At 33.6% G+C, this 19,453-nt stretch carries 18 protein-coding genes; 9 read left to right on the top strand and 9 right to left on the bottom strand.

The features are described from left to right. The first annotated feature begins 5 nt into the window (after positions 1-5). Complete coding sequence (locus ACHRWY_RS06195) at positions 6-713, top strand: ABC transporter ATP-binding protein (RefSeq protein WP_395353385.1); 708 nt, start codon at positions 6-8, stop codon at positions 711-713. 146 nt (positions 714-859) lie between these two features. Further along, positions 860-3,292, top strand: coding sequence for an ABC transporter permease (locus ACHRWY_RS06190; protein ID WP_395353384.1), 2,433 nt, complete (start codon positions 860-862; stop codon positions 3,290-3,292). Positions 3,293-3,352: 60 nt separating this feature from the next. On the opposite strand, the gene ACHRWY_RS06185 is transcribed toward ACHRWY_RS06190, so the two are convergent. Next, positions 3,353-4,972, bottom strand: coding sequence for a murein L,D-transpeptidase (locus ACHRWY_RS06185; protein WP_395353383.1), 1,620 nt, complete (start codon positions 4,970-4,972; stop codon positions 3,353-3,355). A gap of 423 nt (positions 4,973-5,395) precedes the next feature. Between ACHRWY_RS06185 and ACHRWY_RS06180 the strand changes: the two genes are divergently transcribed. The 4 genes from ACHRWY_RS06180 to ACHRWY_RS06165 all read left to right on the top strand — a co-directional run bounded on the left by ACHRWY_RS06180 (position 5,396) and on the right by ACHRWY_RS06165 (position 7,954). After that, on the top strand, positions 5,396-6,526 hold the full coding sequence (locus ACHRWY_RS06180) for a P-loop NTPase (protein WP_395353381.1): 1,131 nt from the start codon (positions 5,396-5,398) through the stop codon (positions 6,524-6,526). Positions 6,527-6,641: 115 nt separating this feature from the next. Beyond that, positions 6,642-6,881 (top strand): NifU family protein, encoded by a 240-nt coding sequence (locus tag ACHRWY_RS06175; protein WP_026982674.1) that lies wholly within the window; start codon positions 6,642-6,644, stop codon positions 6,879-6,881. Between the two features lie 215 nt (positions 6,882-7,096). Next, positions 7,097-7,576: a hypothetical protein gene (locus ACHRWY_RS06170; RefSeq protein WP_395353379.1), complete on the top strand. Its 480-nt coding sequence runs from the start codon at positions 7,097-7,099 to the stop codon at positions 7,574-7,576. A 60-nt stretch (positions 7,577-7,636) separates the two neighbouring features. Next, on the top strand, positions 7,637-7,954 hold the full coding sequence (locus ACHRWY_RS06165; RefSeq protein ID WP_026982672.1) for a 2Fe-2S iron-sulfur cluster-binding protein: 318 nt from the start codon (positions 7,637-7,639) through the stop codon (positions 7,952-7,954). A gap of 85 nt (positions 7,955-8,039) precedes the next feature. Here ACHRWY_RS06165 and ACHRWY_RS06160 read toward each other — a convergent pair whose 3' ends face one another. From ACHRWY_RS06160 to ACHRWY_RS06130, 7 genes are all read right to left on the bottom strand, one after another. After that, positions 8,040-8,546, bottom strand: a complete 507-nt coding sequence (locus ACHRWY_RS06160; RefSeq protein WP_395353377.1) for an SMI1/KNR4 family protein — start codon at positions 8,544-8,546, stop codon at positions 8,040-8,042. Between the two features lie 7 nt (positions 8,547-8,553). Further along, positions 8,554-9,093, bottom strand: a complete 540-nt coding sequence (locus ACHRWY_RS06155; RefSeq protein ID WP_395353376.1) for a DUF4303 domain-containing protein — start codon at positions 9,091-9,093, stop codon at positions 8,554-8,556. A gap of 390 nt (positions 9,094-9,483) precedes the next feature. Further along, complete coding sequence (locus ACHRWY_RS06150) at positions 9,484-9,948, bottom strand: macro domain-containing protein (RefSeq protein ID WP_395353375.1); 465 nt, start codon at positions 9,946-9,948, stop codon at positions 9,484-9,486. Between the two features lie 161 nt (positions 9,949-10,109). Continuing rightward, positions 10,110-11,099, bottom strand: coding sequence for an aspartate-semialdehyde dehydrogenase (locus tag ACHRWY_RS06145; RefSeq protein ID WP_072955234.1), 990 nt, complete (start codon positions 11,097-11,099; stop codon positions 10,110-10,112). A gap of 154 nt (positions 11,100-11,253) precedes the next feature. Continuing rightward, positions 11,254-11,925, bottom strand: coding sequence for a hypothetical protein (locus ACHRWY_RS06140; protein WP_395353373.1), 672 nt, complete (start codon positions 11,923-11,925; stop codon positions 11,254-11,256). Positions 11,926-12,054: 129 nt separating this feature from the next. Next, positions 12,055-12,438: a large conductance mechanosensitive channel protein MscL gene (mscL, locus tag ACHRWY_RS06135; protein ID WP_395353372.1), complete on the bottom strand. Its 384-nt coding sequence runs from the start codon at positions 12,436-12,438 to the stop codon at positions 12,055-12,057. A gap of 68 nt (positions 12,439-12,506) precedes the next feature. Continuing rightward, positions 12,507-14,978, bottom strand: a complete 2,472-nt coding sequence (locus tag ACHRWY_RS06130) for a bifunctional UDP-N-acetylmuramoyl-tripeptide:D-alanyl-D-alanine ligase/alanine racemase (protein WP_395353370.1) — start codon at positions 14,976-14,978, stop codon at positions 12,507-12,509. A 198-nt stretch (positions 14,979-15,176) separates the two neighbouring features. On the opposite strand from ACHRWY_RS06130, the gene ACHRWY_RS06125 reads away from it, so the two are divergent. Beyond that, positions 15,177-15,782 carry a hypothetical protein gene (locus tag ACHRWY_RS06125; RefSeq protein WP_395353369.1) on the top strand — a complete coding sequence of 202 codons (606 nt, stop codon included), beginning with the start codon at positions 15,177-15,179 and terminating at the stop codon, positions 15,780-15,782. On the opposite strand, the gene ACHRWY_RS06120 is transcribed toward ACHRWY_RS06125, so the two are convergent. Continuing rightward, on the bottom strand, positions 15,777-16,478 hold the full coding sequence (locus ACHRWY_RS06120; RefSeq protein WP_395353630.1) for a porin family protein: 702 nt from the start codon (positions 16,476-16,478) through the stop codon (positions 15,777-15,779). The genes ACHRWY_RS06125 and ACHRWY_RS06120 overlap by 6 nt on opposite strands. Positions 16,479-16,699: 221 nt before the next feature. On the opposite strand from ACHRWY_RS06120, the gene ACHRWY_RS06115 reads away from it, so the two are divergent. Both ACHRWY_RS06115 and ACHRWY_RS06110 read left to right on the top strand, forming a co-directional pair. Further along, positions 16,700-17,053: a hypothetical protein gene (locus tag ACHRWY_RS06115; protein WP_395353368.1), complete on the top strand. Its 354-nt coding sequence runs from the start codon at positions 16,700-16,702 to the stop codon at positions 17,051-17,053. Positions 17,054-17,209: 156 nt separating this feature from the next. Then, a complete protein-coding gene (locus ACHRWY_RS06110) occupies positions 17,210-19,417 on the top strand; it encodes a TonB-dependent receptor domain-containing protein (protein ID WP_395353366.1) in 2,208 nt (735 codons plus the stop codon). Positions 19,418-19,453: the final 36 nt, after the last annotated feature.

Genomic DNA, 19,453 nt, shown 5'->3' with positions numbered 1-19,453 from the left:
AAGCTATGATAACAATCCAAAATTTAACCAAAGTTTTTAGAACAGAAGAAGTAGAAACAGCTGCTTTAAGCGGCATTACTTTAGAAATAAAAAAAGGAGATTTCCTGACTATTATGGGACCTTCGGGTTGTGGAAAATCGACTTTACTAAATATTATCGGGCTTTTAGACGGTGCCAGCGGTGGAAGCTACAAACTATTAGATCAGGAAATGGCAGGGTTAAAAGAAAAAGGAAGAGCGAATGTTCGAAAAGAGAATATTGGGTTTATTTTTCAGAATTTCAACTTAATCGATGAGCTTTCGGTTTATGATAATATCGAATTGCCTTTGCTTTATAATAATGTAAAAGCAGCGGACAGAAAACAAAAAATTGAAGCCATTGCTGAAAAACTAAATATCTCACACCGACTGAAGCATTTTCCGCAGCAGCTTTCGGGCGGGCAGCAACAAAGGGTTGCCGTGGCAAGGGCTCTGGTAAACGATCCTAAAATTATTCTGGCTGATGAACCTACCGGAAATCTGGATAGTAAAAACGGTAATGAAGTAATGGAACTTTTAACGGATCTACACGCTAAAGGCGCTACCATTTTGATGGTTACACACTCTGATTATGATGCTTCTTTTTCGCAAAGAACCATTCACATGAAAGATGGTGTTATATTTTCTGAAAAACTAAATCAGAGAAATGTTGATGTTTTTATGGACGCTAAATAATTTCAAAATGATAAAATTTATTGTAACTGCAATTGTAATTCTGGTGGGATTTGTTTGCAAAATATTAGCTATGATTTAAAACTAAATGGTTCTGAAAAACTTTTAGTTTATCCAAAACGACTATAAATAACTATAAAAAGTAAAGCATGATTTTTAACTGGTTTAAAATTTTTATATATCATTTAAAGCAAAACAAACTGTTTTCGTTTTTAAATGTTCTCGGATTAAGTATTGGAATTGCCGGGGTAATTTTCGCCATTTTGTATTGGGACAACGAGAACTCTTACGATAAATGGAATCCTGAAAAAGAAAACATTTATCAGGTTTTTAATGAAATTGGAGCAACAGGTGATATCTGGGCTTCTTGCAGTATTCCTTACGGAAGAACCTGTAAAGCAACAATTCCCGAAATTGAACAAATTAGTTTTTTTTACACCTGGTACAATGAATCACTGATTAAATATCAAGGACAGAAATTTTTTCATAAAAATATAAGCGTATCAGATAATGGCTTTTTTGATATGTTTCCTTTTCCAATTGTAAAAGGAGCCAAAACCAATATTTTGAAAGAAAAAAATAGTGTCGCAATATCTGAAGAAACAGCAAAAGAACTTTTTAAAAATGAAGACCCAATTGGCAAATCAATTAATTACAGCTATAAGGATTACATCGTAAAAGCTGTTTATAAAATTGTAAGGCCATCTTCTTTCGAGCCTAATTATGTTTTTGGCTCTGTTGCAAACGAAAAAGACGAACAAAGCTGGGGGAACTTTAACTATGGTTTAATGATCAAAGTTAAAAAAGGATCAGACATGGCCGCTGTTTTAAAGAAGATGCAACACGTAAATTATGTCAACAGAACCCTTAAAGATGCTAAAGAAAACGGACAAACTCCGGAACAGTATATAAAAGAAAACGGCGAAATAAAGGTAATGCTGAATCAATTAAAAACGTCTCGTTTGTATGGTATAAAACCTTCGCAGGGACAAAATTATCCCGAAGGCAAAGGAAATCTGCAGTTGCTTTACATCATGGTGGGTTTATCTGTTTTAATACTGACCTTATCTTTAGTAAATTACATTAATCTGGCCACGGCATCTGCCATAAAACGGGCAAAAGAAGTTGGCGTACGCAAAGTTGTGGGAGCAACTAAAAAACAAATAATTGCCCAGTTTATTTTTGAAACAGCCATAATCGTTGTTTTAGCCATTCTTTTTGCTTTGGCCATTGTAGAACTTTCCCTCCCCTATTACAACAACTTTCTGAAGAAATCTTTGACTATGAATGGCAGTGAATTTTACCTGCAGCTTATTTTTATTTTTGGATTAGTAATCATTCTTGCGGGTATATTCCCTGCCATTTATATCTCAAATTTTGAAACGTTAAAGGTTTTAAAAGGAAACTTCTCCAGAAGCAAAAGCGGTATCTGGATTCGTAATTCTATGCTTATTTTTCAGTTTGGCATTGCTGCATTTTTTATTATTGGTGCCGTGATTGTGAATTCACAGGTTAATTATATGATGAATAAAGATCTTGGCTTTACCGGAAATCAGGTGATCAGAATTCAGTTTGATTATCCGGATTACACTAAAAAAACAGAAAAATATCTAACGGCGAAGCAGGAAATTCTTAAAATGTCCGGAGTTAAAGATGTTTCTACTTTTGCCGGTTCTTTCGGATACAGTACCAACTCCAGTTCCGGACTTACACATAAAGGTATTTTTGTGCAGCCAAGAAACGTCGAAATGGATTTTGGTTTTCTTGATATGATGAAAATTAAAATTGTAAAAGGCCGGGATTTATCTCCAAAATTTGCTTCGGATACCGTTAACAATTGGCTGATAAATGAAACTCTGGCTAAAACATGGAATCTTAAAGATCCTATAAATACGATTATTACTTCCGGCTGGACCGATGGGAAAAATGGAAATATGAAATTTAAAATTGTAGGTGTAGTTAAGGATTTTAATATTACCGGTTTACAGGATAAGGTTCCTCCAATGGTTTTTATCAATCTTAAAACTTTAAAATGGAATAACTTTGACAATATTTATGTGAAAATTTCTCCTGAAAATTTAACCGAAACATTGTCTAAACTAAAAGCCTACTGGGAGAAAAACATTAATCAGGATTATCCTTTTGATTATGAATTTGTTGATAAAGGTTTTGCTAAGACCTATCAGCAGCAGGTAAAACAAAAAGATTTGTTTTTTATATTAAATCTTGTGGTAATTATTATTGCGATTTTCGGGTTATTTGCTCTGGCTTCTTTTTCGATGGAAAGAAGATTAAAAGAAATCGCCATCAGGAAAACATTAGGGGCAGAAACCGATGCCTTACTAAAAGAATTATCCAGACAATATATTGGCTTTTGTTTAATAGGATTTGTAATTGGCGTTATTCCGGCATACATTTTGCTACAGAAATGGCTGGAAAACTTTGCTTTCAGAATTGGAATTTCAGTAATACCTTTCACTATCGCTTTGGTTTCTTTGCTCGCTTTAACTTTAATCATAGTTTTATCAAAAGCGTATCAGGTAACCAAGATTGATATCTTAAAATATTTAAAATACGAATAAACTTGTAGACCATTTTTTTTAAGAAAGCCGACAGATTTTAAGAATTTGCCGGCTTTTTATTTATTTTGATGCAACAGCATCTGAATAAAGCAGTTTATCTAAACGCGGATCCCTATCATAAACATCCGGATAAAAACCAATTTCTCCATCATCGTTTACCCAGGCAGTAAAATAGCCAATATAAATTGGAATTTTATTTTTCAGCATACAGGTCGTTTCTTTTTCACCGCTCATGGCCTGATCTATTTTATCTGCCGGCCAATCCGGATTGTCTTTTAATATTGCAAGTGCTAAACCTTTTGCTTCTTTTACATTGATACAGCCGTGGCTAAAAATACGTTTTTCGAACTCAAACAAACTTTTGGCCGGCGTATCATGCAGGTAAATATCGTTTGGATTTGGAAACATAAATTTAACTAGTCCCAGGGAGTTTTTAGGTCCCGGTTTTTGCCGGACATTTCCACCGTTCCACTCCATATTATGATCTGCGAGATAGTTTTTATCTTCAGCCATTTTTAGTTTTAATTCATTTTTAATGATACTCTGTGGAACGTACCAATACGGACTAAAAACGATCCGGTCTATTTTACCGCTAAAAATTACCGTTTCAGTCATTCGGGTTCCAACAAAAACATCCGAAACCAATTCATATTTACCATTTTTTACATACACCAGTTTAAACGAAGGTATATTGACCATTACATATTCACTTGCCTTGGCCAGATCTGTTGGAATCCAGCGACAACGTTCCATGTTTAGCATTATGGTTTTGATGCGGTTACCAATGGGCTCATTCATTTGATCAATATGCTCACGGGTCAAAGTATAATTTAATTTGAGTCCGTATCTCTGTTTATACTTTAAAATACCGGCCATCATTTCTTCATCATAGACATTCCTTTTAGAATCCTGTGGTAAATCTCCAACCACAAACAAACGGTGTCTGATTTGCTGTACTGCAACACCACTGTCAAAAGGTTTTAAATCTTTGTAGTTGGCACTATCGATATCGATTTTACTCCATTGATTGTTTTTCTCAATAGTTCGGTATTTTTTTAATACTTTTTGAAGTTTATAATATTGTCCGTACAAGAGGTTTTCGTCTTTGTTTAATCGGTCCGGATCAACCATAAGAGAATCTAATATTTTCGTATACGAAATAGTTTTTGCAGGTAAAAACCAGCCTATTTGCTTTAAAGTGGCAGGATCAACCCCGGAATAAACGTTGCTCGCATAGAACACATACATATTAGACAATAAAAGCTCGGTATCAATCTGAGGCAGTTTATTTGATACATTTTCATTAAAAATATCATCTACTGCATCCATATAAGGCATGGTTGCCTTAATACCCTGATCATTCAGCAATCTGACTTTGTGATACAATAAAGATCCAAATTCGCTAATGTTCTTATCATCATACCAAATCGAACTGTATTCTTTCTTTTTATAAAGATCTAAAACGTCATTTTGGTATTTTTTTAATTTGGGATATTTTTTATAAAACTCGTTAATCGCTACAACATCAACACCAACTTTGGCATCATACGTTTTGGCTAAAAAAATATTCCCGGACTTCGCTGTTTTGCTTTTTATATGAATTTCTTTGGCAGAAGATCCAAAAGATAACATCATAAAACAAACGGCAGCAATTACAGATAGAGAAGTAAAATTTCGCATATTTTTCAGATTTAAATTAGAAAGGAAATTCTATTCAAAAAATACCGAAAACCCGTAATTTACCCAAATATAAGCTTTCATATATTTTTCAAAATAGTAGAAATCAAAAATTTAGGGTACTCAAATATAATTAACATTATCGATATTATAGTGATTTTATATTGAAAATTTATCTTAAAATTCGCATATTTTAACAGTAAAAGTGTTTCCGGAAGAAAATCTTAAATAAAACCTTCAGGACATTTTGCTGCTAAGAAAGCAAACGCAGGCAATCAGAATCATTTTGAACAATCTCAATATCAATAAATACAATTTAAAAGGGTTTGAATCCGAACATAATCTGTTATCTTTGTAGTCTGAAATCAGTTTAAATAAACACAATACCTTAAATTGATTTTTATCAATAGAAAACAGTACATTAAAATGAAATTAGACAGAAAAGAAATTCTTAAAGCTCTAGAAACAATCACTATAGCCGGAGAAGGAAAAAATATGGTTGAAAGTGGCGCTGTTGCTAATGTAATTACTTTTGGCGACGAAGTAGTAGTCGATTTAGTTTTACATACTCCGGCAATGCACATCAAAAAAAGAGCTGAAGATGATATCAAAAAAACAATTCTTGAGTTGGTATCTCCTGAGGCTAGAATTAAAGTAAATATTAAAGTTGAGGCGAAGGAAAATCCGAATGAAATAAAAGGAAAGGCTATTCCGGGAATTAAAAATATTATTGCCGTTGCTTCTGGTAAAGGCGGAGTTGGAAAATCGACTGTTACAGCAAATCTTGCCGTAACACTTGCCAAAATGGGATTTGCAGTTGGGGTTCTTGATGCCGATATTTATGGGCCTTCAATGCCAATTATGTTTGATGTTGAAAGCGAAAAACCAGTTTCGATTACCGTTGACGGAAAATCAAAAATGAAACCAATTGAAAACTACGGAATCAAAATTCTTTCTATTGGTTTTTTTACTGCTCCTAGTCAGGCTGTAATCTGGAGAGGTCCAATGGCTGCAAAAGCGCTAAACCAAATGATTTTTGATGCAGATTGGGGAGAACTTGATTTCATGCTAATCGATTTGCCTCCGGGAACAGGAGATATACATCTTTCGATTATGCAATCCTTACCTATTACAGGAGCTGTAGTAGTAAGCACTCCTCAGGCAGTGGCTCTGGCCGATGCTAAAAAAGGGGTTGCTATGTTTATGCAGGATAACATCAATGTTCCTGTTTTGGGAATTATCGAAAATATGGCGTACTTTACACCAGAAGAATTACCTGACAATAAATACTATATTTTTGGACAAGAGGGAGCAAAAAACCTGGCTGAAGACCTGGAAGTTCCATTTTTAGGAGAAGTTCCAATTGTACAATCTATTCGCGAAGCAGGAGATTACGGTCGTCCGGCAGCCTTACAAACGGCTTCAAAAATCGAAACTGTTTTTGAAGAAATAACCCGAAATGTGGTACAGGAAGTAGTAAACAGAAACGATAGCTTACCTGCAACAGAAGCCATTAAAATAACAACTATGGCAGGTTGTTCAGCAGTTAAAAAATAATTAGATAATTGAGATAATGAGAAAATCAGATCATTACGAATAAATGGTAATTTAAAGATTATCGGATTGACTAATGATCTAATTCACACATTGTCTAATTGACACATTAAATATTATGACAACAGAAGAATTAACAAGCAACGTATTATTAGCTCTTGACGAGATCAGACCTTTTTTAAATTCTGACGGAGGAGACATTACGCTAATTTCTATAGATGACGACAAACATGTTAAAGTTCGTCTTGAAGGAGCATGTATCAGCTGTAGTGTAAATCAAATGACACTAAAAGCAGGTGTTGAAACCACCATAAAAAAGTATGCACCACAAATTGAAACAGTGGTAAATATAATGTAAGTAAAAAGAAGATCTTTTACTTTTCTGAATTTTGTCCATTAACAAGAATAATAGCGCTTTGAGTAGTTTAATTGCTCTATTTTTACAAAAACAATAAAAACAAAGCACATTATTGCGGATTTAACAAAAAACAATGTAAAGATTTAAGAGTTTTAGCTAAGGAATTGTTGCATATTTAACTTAAATTTGCAACATAACCCCTAGATCTTAAATTTATGAAGAAGTATTACGCTTTATTTTTATTGTTCTTTTGCGTTTTTATAAACTATGCACAAACAACACAAACGCTAATTGTTGATAAAGCCTGGCTAAATGAAGCAGAAGAATGGTCAGATTTTCAGTATGCAGGTCAAATTGTATTTTCGACCAATGCAAATGAAGAAGAAGGCAGCTTAAGAATTGGAAATTATGATTTTTTGTATGATTTCTGCGACGGAAAAGCTAAATTTTCGAACAAAACAACTTATAGCGCTGCACAATTCGCACACCCAAGAAAATTGTCTGTTACAACAGATAAGCAAGGGGTAATGAATTCAACTTACGAAGGCACTTTAATATTTCAGTCCGAAAAAGATTATTACTCCGTTATCGCTGTAGTGACAATTTTAGAAAAAAACGGAAATGTCCTTGGTGTAAAAATGCGACCAAAAGAAGGCAACAAAAAAGAATACGCATTTAGTATCAAAAATAGTTAATATAATTAGGGATTTTTTCACGTTATAAAATCCTAACTGTAAAAATTCCACATAATTAAAATGGATGTATTAATAAAGATTAAAGATCGAGAAGGAGTTATACACGAGTTACAAGCTCCAACTGATATGGCAATGAATATAATGGAGTTATGCAAAGCATACGAACTACCTGTTGAAGGAACCTGTGGCGGAATGGCCATGTGTGCTTCCTGCCAGTGTTATGTTCTTAATGATGTTGCATTACCAGAAATGGGAGATGAAGAAGAAGCCATGCTGTCGGAAGCATTTTATGTTAAATCAAATAGCCGTTTGGGCTGTCAGATCCCTATTACTACTGAGCTAGAAGGATTAGAATTAGAATTAGCACCTGAATACTAAAAAAATAAATTCCAAATTTTAAAAATTCCAAATTCCAAAAATAGCAGCTGCTCTTTGGGATTTGGAATTTTTTTATTGTTTTCTTTTAGTTATTATCTAAATCACCCGGATCAAAAGGCTCAAATTCTCTTTCAGGAAATGCTTCGGTCAGGATTCCTGATGAACATAGCCAGGTTATAGTTTCCTCGAGTGTCTTTCCTGCTTTGTAAATCATTTCGCTATGTCTTGGCAAAATAAAATATTCATTTTTTAGAAGAATAATTTCATCGCCATCATAAGTATCTCCAATTCTAACTGAGCTGAGCACTTCTTCTTTCGACAGCACCTCCTTTCCTTCATCCCAAAACCAATATTCGGTAATACGGTTTCTCCATTCATCCATAGTTAGTATTATGGTTTCAGGAAGATAGATACGTACATAAGTTCCGCCAAGAATTCCGCTTCCGTAAGTCGAAACGTATTCTTTATAATCTTCATCAAAAGCAATATTCAATGTTTTTTCACAAGCCAGAATCTCTTCGTTTTCAGCAAGAAATAAATCTGTTTTATTGGTCTTGTAATTTGGAATTATTTTATAATTATCGAAGTTCATTTTATTTCTATTTCTTATTCAATTTATTTTCAATCTGTACCAATCTTTCTTCAGCAATTTTTAAATCTTCATCATGATCAATGCAAAAATAAACAAAATCTTTACTTTTAGGTATACTTTTGAAAGTTAGCGTATCTCTAAACTCTAATAGACATTCACAAAATAATTCCATTAAACTTTCTACAAATTCATTCCAGGATTTATCATCATCCTCATCAGGAAAGCCATTAAAAATATCATTCAGTTCATCATCTGATAAAATACTTATAGTCTCAAAACATTGATATTCCCAATCGCCCGTATTATATTTTAAATCTCTTATGTCTTCATCAGATTTGAAATTTTGACCAAACTGTCCATTTTGGTAATAGTCCAAAGTTTTTTCAAAATCAAATAATGTATTAAAGCACAGATTAATTTCGGCATACTCTGCATTACAATCATAAGCAAAAGCATAAAATTCAAGTTTACTATTCTTTTTTAGAAAAGAACTTACACCTTTAATTGTGAAGTCTAATATTTCTTGTTTTAATTTTACCCTATCCATAAATAATTTTTTTTCTATTAATCACAAAAGTAACTCAAACGGATTTTCAAAACTTCTTCTTTCGACAGCACCTCTTTTCCTTCATCCCAAAACCAATATTCGGTAATACGGTTTCTCCATTCATCCATAGTGAGTATTATGGTTTCAGGAAGATAGATACGCACGTAAGTTTCGCCAAGAATTCCGCTTCCGTAAGTCGAAACGTATTCTTTATAATCTTCATCTTGATTCTTTTTTTACTTCATTTTTCATACACTTAGCATATTCATTTTATAGTAATTCATATCTGCTTATCTCCCAATAGTTTTATGCCTCCAAATCCCTATTACATTTATAGAAGTATAGTGTTCTTGCGGATTGTTTTAGTTTTAAATTCAGCGATTTCAAAAACTAAAAATCATAAACTGTTACTGAAATACTTTTAGCTATCAATGTAGAATTTAGTATTGGTTCTATTTTATCCCAAGTTCCGCCAGCAAGTCCGCATCCAATTCTTGGCATATGCACAGAAGCTTCATTTTCAATTGCAAAACCTGCGACTTTTTCCAGACCATCTAAAACAGCTGAATAACGAATAGGAGGATTTACATCTTTATCTTTTTTAAGTTTATGTTGTCCAATTACATTTGCAATCCAAAGATCTTCTTCTACTCTGACAAATTGAACTTCTCCTAATTCAAAATTATCTTTTGTTGTAAACCATTCTTTATACTTTTTCTGAGGTTCTTTCCAGCGTTTAGAAATTGCTATTACAAATCCTTTTCCCCATGCTCCCAAATCATTACACAAATGGACTATTATTTTATTTCCCAGACCTATTGGTTTGGTAGCATCACCTTTGACATATTGTATCATTTCTTAAAATTTATATTATTACTTCAAAAGTATAAAAAATTAATTTTCTCCAATTCCACAATAAATTATAAAACTATCAGAATAAGACATTTATAAAAAAACCGTAATCACATTACTGCAATTACGGTCTTTCCTTTATAACAATTTTATTTAATCTCTGATTATACCAAACCAGCCTGAATTAAATATTCAGCGATTTGAATCGTGTTTGTTGCAGCACCTTTTCTCAGGTTATCAGCAACAATCCACATGTTTAAGGTGTTTTCCTGGCTTTCGTCACGACGGATTCTTCCAACAAAAACATCATTTTTACCTTCTGCATATAATGGCATTGGGTAGGTAAAAGTATCTAAATTATCCTGTACCACTACTCCATCTGTATGGTGTAAAATTTCACGCACTTCATTGACATCAAAATCATTCGTAAACTCAACGTTTACTGCTTCACTATGCCCGCCAACAACAGGCACACGAACTGCAGTAGCCGTAACTCTGATGGTATTATCACCAAGAATTTTTTGAGTTTCACGAACTAATTTCATTTCTTCTTTAGTATATCCGTTCTCTTCAAAACTATCGCAATGTGGAATCGCATTTCTGTGAATTGGATATTTATAAGCCATTTCTCCCTGAACTCCTGCATATTCGTTTTCTAACTGTCTAACCGCTTTTACACCTGTTCCGGTGATCGATTGGTAGGTAGAAACAATGATTCTCTTGATGTTGTATTTTCTATGCAACGGAGCCAAAGTCAATACCATTTGAATAGTAGAACAGTTTGGGTTTGCAATAATTTTATCTTCTTTGGTTAAAGTATCTGCATTGATTTCAGGAACGATCAACTTTTTTGTCGGGTCCATTCTCCATGCCGAAGAATTGTCAATAACAGTTGTTCCGGCAGCAGCAAATTTTGGTGCCCATTCTAAAGAAGTATCTCCTCCAGCTGAGAAAAGAGCAATATCAGCTTTCATATCAACAGCCGTTTGTAATCCTACAACTTTATATTTTTGACCTTTATATTCAATTTCTTTTCCTACTGATTTTTCAGAAGCAACAGGAATTAACTCAGTAACAGGAAAATTTCTTTCTGCTAAAACTTTAAGCATTATTTCGCCAACCATACCAGTGGCACCTACAACGGCTATTCTCATTTTTATATTTTTAGTATGAATTAATCTAATTTGTACAGTACAAAAGTATACATAATAAAAATCAAAACAAGGCGCTTCACAAAAAATAACAAAATGTTACAAATCAAACAGTGTTTAAAAATTAGCAAAATTAGATTTCATTTTCCTAATGGTCTTACTGTTCATCTTCTCCCCAAATCAATATCCTATCGATATTTGCAATATCAAGCTTTTTTCTTTCACTAATTAATCTAAGTCGATTGGCAAAAATCTCCAATACTTTATTTGTTTCTATAATTGCAAATTCCAGTTGAGCCTTTTCAAGTTCTATAATATCGTAAAGAAAAGGTGGTGCAAAATTTTCTCTAACTTCAATGTCAACAAAATTAAAACGAATTTTATTGTCCTCTTCCATTACTCTCGGAAAAGGATGACCTGGATAAAAAAACTTTGTCTTCCCAATTAGTAAATTTTCCCACTCCTTTATGTCAGCTAAGGCGCCACAACATTGCGGAAAATAAACAGAGTCATCGTCCAATTTTAAAACATAGCCTCCACTAAAAGAACAAACTAAATCTTCGACTCCATTATTTTCTTCTGTTTGTTGTATTATTATTTCCTTTTGAATAGCCTTTAACAAATCTTCATCTGATATTTCGTCGATTTTATATAATGAAGAACCTTTTAAATAAGGTTTTAGCTTATCTGAAAAACCAGCCTTAATATTACTTAAAAAATTATAACTTTCCCATTCGTCTTCATATTTCCAAAAGGGTCCCAAATCTGGTAATCTTATATCTTGATCACTGTTTGAGATTTCAATAACCGGTATTAATTCTACTTTCATAATGCATTTCTGTAAAAACTTATTATAAGCAAATATATTTATTTTTCCTACAAAATTCAATAGTATTTATAAAAAAACCGTCCCAATTAAGGAACGGTTAAATTAGACTTAGTGTAGCGGTATAGTATATTATTGTTTATTTTTTAGCAAATCTCTAATCTGAATAAGCAATTCTTCCTGAGTTGGTCCTGCTGGTGCAGCCGGTGGCGGAACTTCTTTCTTTTTTGCATGATTTATTCCTTTAATAATTAAGAATAATACAAAAGCAACAATTATAAAGTTAATGACTGCCGAAATGAACAAACCGTACTTGACTCCTCCAAAAGCCGTTAACTCCTCGATGGTGGATAAATGTGCCGCATCTAAGGCCGGTTTTAATATTAATGGCGTAATTACATTTTCAATTAATGAGCTTACAATTTTGCCAAAAGCAGCTCCAATGATCACACCGACAGCCAAATCGACTACGTTGCCTTTCATTGCAAATTCCTTAAATTCTGAAAATATCCCCATAATTGTTTGTTTTTAGTTTATTATTAATTCATATCGAAAATACGCAATTTTCTGTAAAATATCAAAAACTATCTGAAAAATACCCTTTTTACGCGTTGCGAAATGCTGGTCATTATCTCATACGGAATTGTTTTTAAGGCTGCTGCCATCTCCATAACCGTTGGGCTTTCTCCAAAAATAATAACAGAATCTCCTTCTTTACAATCAATATGACTTACATCAACCATTAACATATCCATACAAACACTGCCTACAATAGATGCTTTCTGATTTTTAATGACCACATAGCCTACCTGGTTTCCCCATAATCGGGAAATTCCGTCGGCATAACCAATGGGGATTGTTGCAATTTTAGTTTCTTTCTCCGCCATAAAACGACGGCCATAACCCACACTGTCACCGCCGGGAATAGTACGAACCTGGGAAATGATCGATTTTAAGGTTCCAACATTTTCCAGATATTTTTGTTCGGCAGGATCGTTTGAAACGCCATACAAACCAATTCCTAAGCGCACCATATTGTATTGTGCATTGGGGAAATTGCTTATTCCGGATGTGTTCAGAATATGACGGATTGGATTAATGTTTAATGCTGAAATTAATTTAGAAGATAATTTTTCGAATAAATTGATTTGCGAAATAACAAAATCAAAGTGTTTCACTTCATCGCTTGTGGCCAAATGTGACAATACACTTTTTACTTGTACTGTTGAATTTCCTTGTAAAGTCTGAATCAATTCGTCGAGTGTATTTTCCTCAAAACCCAGACGATGCATTCCGGTATCTAATTTAATGTGAATTGGAAAATCTTTTAAATTCTTTTCACGTGCAATTTTAAGGAAAGCTTTTAGTCCTTTCACACTATAAATTTCAGGTTCCAGATTATATTGAATAATCGAAGGAAAACTGGTCGATTCAGGGTTTAAAACCATAATTGGCAATTTTATTCCGCCATTTTTAAGCGAAATTCCTTCATCGGCGAAAGCCACACCTAAATAATCTACATTATGGTGTTCGAGCAATTTACCAATTTCTAATCCTCCGTTTCCATAACCAAAAGCTTTGACCATCACCATCAATTTGACATTATTGTCCAGTTTTGATTTGTAATAATTCAGGTTATGGCTAATGGAGTTCAGGTTGATTTCGAGAATTGTTTCATGTGTTTTCTCTTCCAGCAACGATACAATTTCTTCAAACTGAAATGATCTTGCGCCTTTTATTAAAATGGTTTCGTTTTCGAAATTTAAACTTTCGATCTGAGCAATAAATTCGGCTGTATTTTGAAAGGTAATACAATTTGGAAATTTAGCGGCAAAAGAAGAAATCGTCTCCCCTATGCCAATTACGCGATTTATTTTATTATCAGAAATTAACTGTGCTACTTTCGTATACAACTCTTCATTAGAAAATCCGCTTTGCACTATATCAGATAAAATGATGGTTTTTGAAGCATTCTTTTTTTGCTGGCTTTCCAGGAAATCCAAAGCAATTTTTAGCGACTCAAAATCGGAGCTGTAACTATCATCAATAATACTACAATTGTTAATTCCGTTTTTAACCTCCAGACGCATTTGTACCGGATACAAATGCTGAAATCTATTTTGAATCGTGCCTGAATCGTATTTAAAATAAAGCAATACCAGTAAACACGAAATAGCATTTTCTATAGAGGCCGAATCACTAAACGGAATTTCTAAATCGAAAACCCCGCCTTTGTATTGGTATTGAATAGCTGTTGCATCGCCTTTATTTTCTTTTTCCAGAATAAAAACAGCTGCGGACGGATCAGTAAAACTCCATGAAAAAAATTGTCTTTCCTGTAGCGGATATTCAGCGCCAAATGATTCCAGACACTGATCTACAAGTTCATTTTTCTGATAAATCAGTATTGCTGATTTTTTAAACAACAGTAATTTTTCTTTTATTTTTTGTTTTAGGTTTTCAAATCCTTCATCATGAGCAGAACCTATGTTGGTCAAAACTCCTATGGTAGGCCTAATGATTTTCTCAAGCTTCACCATTTCATTAATGGTTGAAATTCCGGCTTCGAAAATACCTAAATTGTGTTTTTCATTAATACCAATTACAGACAATGGAACTCCTACCTGAGAGTTGTAACTTTTAGGACTTCGGATAATATTGTAATCAGGACTTAATAAAAAATTCAGCCATTCTTTTACAATCGTTTTCCCGTTACTTCCGGTCAATCCGATAATAGGAAAATGAAATAAACCCCTGTAATAAGAGGCGAATTCCTGCAGTGCGCTTAAACTATTTTTAACCAGCAGGAAATTGGCTTTTCCTTTAGCATTTTCGGGAATATACTGTACCACAAAATTCTGAACGCCTTTTTCAATAAGTTCAGGAATATACAAATGAGCATCGTTGTTAACACCGGATAAGGCAATAAACAAGGTTTTTGATCCGTTTTGTAATGAACGGCTGTCAATCGAAATGTGATCAACAAAAATAGCAGTATCAGAACCAATCCATTCGGCATCAAGAACCGGGATAAGGTTTTTTAAATTTATACTCATTTAGAATTTCTTTTTGTCAAATTTAAAAAAAGGTTTGCCACTAATTTCACAAATTTTCACTAATTCTGTTGCTTCTAAATTTCAAGTTCAGGAATGATTCCTAATTTGAATTATAAAATTAAAAACACTTAATTTCTGAAATTTGCAGCAAAAAACATTATTTGTTTATATTTGTTTAACAGCACTAAATACAACGTTTTGAAAAGAATACTTCCTTTATTTTCCTACATCCTGCATCCGGTTTTTATCTCGATATATGCTACTTTATTTTACTTGTTTTGTAAAAATGAACTCTTTACGAATCAGGAAAAATATTATGTTTTATTTCAAATTCTAATCATTACTGTTTTGGTTCCTATATTGTTTTTCATGCTGCTTCGTTCAACAGGAAATGTAAAATCAATCATGCTGCCCGAAACGTCACAACGCAGGATTCCACTTGTTTTGCAGTGTTTTTTGTATATTTTACTGGTCAAAAGAAGCATCGTAATTACACGATACCCTGAACTTCATTTCTTTTTTCTTGGTGCTTTGTTTAGTACGATTTTAGCCGTGATATGCTCTTTGTTTAAAATAAAAGCAAGTTTACATATGCTGGCTATAAGCGGATTTACCATTTTTGCTATTGGATTGAATATTCATCTTCAATTGCATAATCCGTATTGGGCTGCTTTTTTAATTCTAATGACGGGTGTTGTGGCTTCATCACGCTTAGAAATGGATGCTCATACTCCTAAAGAATTATGTATCGGACTATTAATTGGTGTATTGCCGCAGCTGCTCTTTTTGTTTTTATGGTTATAAAATGTAGAAAATCAATCCCGCATTGAGCGTTTTCATATTAACTTTTTCACCATTTAACATTGTTACCGATTTAAACAACGGACTTAACCCATAAAACAAATACAGGTTCCATGTATTATATCCCGTAGAAAGATACGGGCCGTACTGAAATTCATTAATTGAAGGATTGTTATTTATTTTATATGTTTTTTCGCCATCGTCTAAGATAGAAGAATCTGAGAACACATAACTTAATTTTACTCCCGCATAAATTCGCCAAAATTTAGTGCTCTCATAAGTAGAATTACGCCATCTGAATTCTATTGGAAGATCGACAGAATATTGTCTGTACCGATTAGAAACAAACTCACTGGAATTATTTACACTGTAAACAGGAGCTCCTGAAGCATCTTGTGAGATGGTAAGGTTTTGGTAATAATTTTGATAACCTAATCCTAAACCAGCCGCAATAGCAATTGTTCTGTCTTTATTAATTGGCATATCGCGCAGAAAACCGCCCGAAAAACCAACTGAGAATTTCTTTTGTTTAAAATCCTGGGGAATATCAGTAAACATATTATAAGTCACCGAAAAATAAAACTGATCTTCACGATACAAAGAATCAATTTTAACAATAGGTTTTATCTCCGGTTTTACTTCTTGTGCAAAAGAATTGAAAAACGATACTAAAAACAAACAACTAAAAAGTAATCGCATATCGTATTTTGGTTTTAAAGAGTTTTTCAAGTAAACGTTTTTTAGAGTAGATTTATTTTACTTACAAATATAATATAATGCTAGTTCAGGATGCAATTAGATCGTAATTATTCTCTTTTTGATCAGGAATAAAATCATTTGTTGCTGTTTTTTCAACAAATAAGCAACAGAATTCAAAAAATGAATCCATTTTACTTTGATCTTTTATACCTTTGTACAAAATGAAAAGAAAGCAACTCATATTAAGTGTTTCTTTGGCTCTTACAGTATTGTTCTCAATATTGTTTCAGTCCATACACAGTTATGAGCATATTGTAAAGCAACTTTCAGAAAAACAATGCCATCACAATTATAATGATCCTAATGGTGAGATCACACATCAGCATCATGATTACGATGTCTGTTTTGTTTGCCATTTTGTTTTTGGAAGTTATATTGTGCCTGAACAGTTTACTTTCGAATTTCATACTTTCAATAACGAAATCCCTTATTTTTTCGCCCTTTCAGAAAAAATATTCTCCCTTTCAGAAAGTCCGTATTTATTGCGCGGACCTCCGGCTGTTATCGTTTCTTAATTTCGAAACCTTCGAAATAAAATTAAAATCTTTTACAATCTAATCAAAAAATTAGCACATTTCCCCGTCTTGAAACTTTCAGGACCGGTAAATTTTACTATTCTTTTTAGTTTTTGTTTTAGAAGATAAAAATCAATTAACTATAGCATCATTTCAATGAAAAAAATATTATTAGCCCTTATTTTAGGGTTTACGAGCATGCTTTCTGCTCAAAATTCAGTTTCAGGAACAGTAACAAATCTGGAAAACAAACCGTTATCAAATGTGTCCGTTTATGCACCGGAATTACACAAAGGAACAACTACCGATGAAAACGGAAAATATGAATTTAAGAATCTCCCAAACGGAAGTTTCCGGCTCACATTTACTTTTGTTGGATTTACCACCCAAAGTAAATCAATATCTAAGTTATTAAAAGAAAACACGATAGACATAACACTTACCGAATCTGTTTTTGAAATGGATGAAGTGGTGGTTTCAACTCCTTTCAATAAATTACAATCACAAAACGTAATGAAAGTCGAACATGAAAGCATCAAAACATTACAACAGAAAGGAACTTCAACTTTAATTGAAGGTTTGGCAACCATTCCGGGAGTTTCTCAGATTTCTACCGGAACCTCTATTGGGAAACCGGTAATTCGCGGATTGAGCGGAAACCGTGTTTTGGTGTATTCTCAGGGTGTGCGTATCGAAAACCAACAATTTGGAGACGAGCATGGTTTAGGTTTGAATGATGCCGGAGTCGAAAGTGTTGAAGTAATAAAAGGCCCCGCTTCTTTACTATACGGTTCTGATGCCCTTGGTGGTGTTTTATATTTTAACCCTGAAAAATTTGCGGATGCGAATACTTTTAAAGCTAATTTTAGCCAAAAATATTTCACGAACACACAAGGAAGCAATTCTTCGATTGGATTAAAAACTTCGACTGATAACTGGAAATTTTTAGTGCGCGGAAGCTACAATACACATTCTGACTATAAAATTGCCGATGGTGAACGCGTGACCAATACGCGCTATAACGAAACCGATTTTAAAACGGGAGTTGGATATAGCAATTCGAGTTTTTCAAGCGTTTTAAGGTACAATTACAACAAACTGGATCTTGGAATGCCGGATAATGGAATTGGGGAACAATCTTCAAGCAAAAACACAGAATTTCCCAGACAAGGTATTTTCAATCATTTACTGAGTTTAAACAATGTTATCTTTTTTCAGAATTCGAAATTAGATGTTGATTTAGGATATATCGCCAATGACAGAAGTGAATTTGAAGACAGCAACGAAGCATCACTTCACATGAAACTGAATACTTTTAATTATAATGCGAAGTACCATTTCCCGAAATTGGGAAAAATTGAAACCATTATAGGTGTTCAGGGAATGCATCAGACAAACAAAAATTCCGGAGAAGAATATTTGATTCCGGATGCGACTACAAATGATATTGGTGTTTTTGGAACCGCCAATTACGAATGGAACAACAGTGTTGTACAAGCCGGATTACGTTTTGACAACCGAAACATTACCTCTCAGGCTCATGGTACTGAAGGGGAAGAAGGTTATTTTTTACCTTTAGACCGGTCATTTGACAGCTTTAATGCTTCTTTAGGATATAAAACAAAACTGGCAGAACCGTTAACACTTCGACTGAATGTGGCAACCGGATTTAGAGCGCCAAATTTAGCCGAGCTAACTTCAAACGGGGTCCACGAAGGAACCAACCGATATGAAATTGGGAATGCTGCATTGAAAACAGAGCAAAACTTTCAGACTGATTTAAATTTAGAATATAAAAACACTCATTTTGAGTTTTTCGTTAACGGATTTTACAATCATGTAAACAATTACATCTACACTTCGCCAACCGGAGAAACACGTGATGATAATGATGTTTTTGCTTATATCCAGAATAATGCAAATTTATACGGTGGTGAAGTTGGTTTACACTTTCACCCGCATCCGTTGGACTGGTTGCATTTTGAAACCAGTTTTGAAACCGTAACCGGTAAAAAAGCCAACAACGATTATTTGCCTTTGATTCCCGCTAATAACTGGAACAATACTTTAAGAACTGAATTTAAAATCAAAGACTGGTTCGAAGAAGGATATGCCTCTTTAAACGTTTCTTCGACTTTTAGCCAGGATAATGTAAGCGGTTTTGAAACGGCTTCAAAAGGATACACGCTGGTTAACCTGGGTTTTGGCGGTACAGTAAAATTGGGTAAACACGCTTTTGATGTCAACCTGAACGGAAACAATTTATTCGATAAAAAGTACATTGCCCACCTTTCAAGACTAAAAACGGATGGCATACCAAACATTGGACGAAATATTGTTTTAGGAGTTAACTTCAATCTGTAACATTTTAAAACCCTATACGACCTATAACTAAAATTA

Origin of the sequence: Flavobacterium sp. FlaQc-48, assembly GCF_044007335.1 — a bacterium.
GTDB lineage: Bacteria > Bacteroidota > Bacteroidia > Flavobacteriales > Flavobacteriaceae > Flavobacterium.
The sequence above is the reverse complement of the archived record's forward strand: the minus strand, read 5'-3'. Positions and strand labels throughout refer to the sequence as shown.

Bases quoted from the DNA above. Each gene is read 5' to 3' on its own strand.
- ACHRWY_RS06195 (WP_395353385.1), top strand. From the start codon at position 6: ATGATAACAATCCAAAATTTAACCAAAGTTTTTAGAACAGAAGAAGTA.
- ACHRWY_RS06190 (WP_395353384.1), top strand. From the start codon at position 860: ATGATTTTTAACTGGTTTAAAATTTTTATATATCATTTAAAGCAAAAC.
- ACHRWY_RS06185 (WP_395353383.1), bottom strand. From the start codon at position 4,972: ATGCGAAATTTTACTTCTCTATCTGTAATTGCTGCCGTTTGTTTTATG.
- ACHRWY_RS06180 (WP_395353381.1), top strand. From the start codon at position 5,396: ATGAAATTAGACAGAAAAGAAATTCTTAAAGCTCTAGAAACAATCACT.
- ACHRWY_RS06175 (WP_026982674.1), top strand. From the start codon at position 6,642: ATGACAACAGAAGAATTAACAAGCAACGTATTATTAGCTCTTGACGAG.
- ACHRWY_RS06170 (WP_395353379.1), top strand. From the start codon at position 7,097: ATGAAGAAGTATTACGCTTTATTTTTATTGTTCTTTTGCGTTTTTATA.
- ACHRWY_RS06165 (WP_026982672.1), top strand. From the start codon at position 7,637: ATGGATGTATTAATAAAGATTAAAGATCGAGAAGGAGTTATACACGAG.
- ACHRWY_RS06160 (WP_395353377.1), bottom strand. From the start codon at position 8,546: ATGAACTTCGATAATTATAAAATAATTCCAAATTACAAGACCAATAAA.
- ACHRWY_RS06155 (WP_395353376.1), bottom strand. From the start codon at position 9,093: ATGGATAGGGTAAAATTAAAACAAGAAATATTAGACTTCACAATTAAA.
- ACHRWY_RS06150 (WP_395353375.1), bottom strand. From the start codon at position 9,948: ATGATACAATATGTCAAAGGTGATGCTACCAAACCAATAGGTCTGGGA.
- ACHRWY_RS06145 (WP_072955234.1), bottom strand. From the start codon at position 11,099: ATGAGAATAGCCGTTGTAGGTGCCACTGGTATGGTTGGCGAAATAATG.
- ACHRWY_RS06140 (WP_395353373.1), bottom strand. From the start codon at position 11,925: ATGAAAGTAGAATTAATACCGGTTATTGAAATCTCAAACAGTGATCAA.
- mscL (WP_395353372.1), bottom strand. From the start codon at position 12,438: ATGGGGATATTTTCAGAATTTAAGGAATTTGCAATGAAAGGCAACGTA.
- ACHRWY_RS06130 (WP_395353370.1), bottom strand. From the start codon at position 14,978: ATGAGTATAAATTTAAAAAACCTTATCCCGGTTCTTGATGCCGAATGG.
- ACHRWY_RS06120 (WP_395353630.1), bottom strand. From the start codon at position 16,478: ATGCGATTACTTTTTAGTTGTTTGTTTTTAGTATCGTTTTTCAATTCT.
- ACHRWY_RS06115 (WP_395353368.1), top strand. From the start codon at position 16,700: ATGAAAAGAAAGCAACTCATATTAAGTGTTTCTTTGGCTCTTACAGTA.
- ACHRWY_RS06110 (WP_395353366.1), top strand. From the start codon at position 17,210: ATGAAAAAAATATTATTAGCCCTTATTTTAGGGTTTACGAGCATGCTT.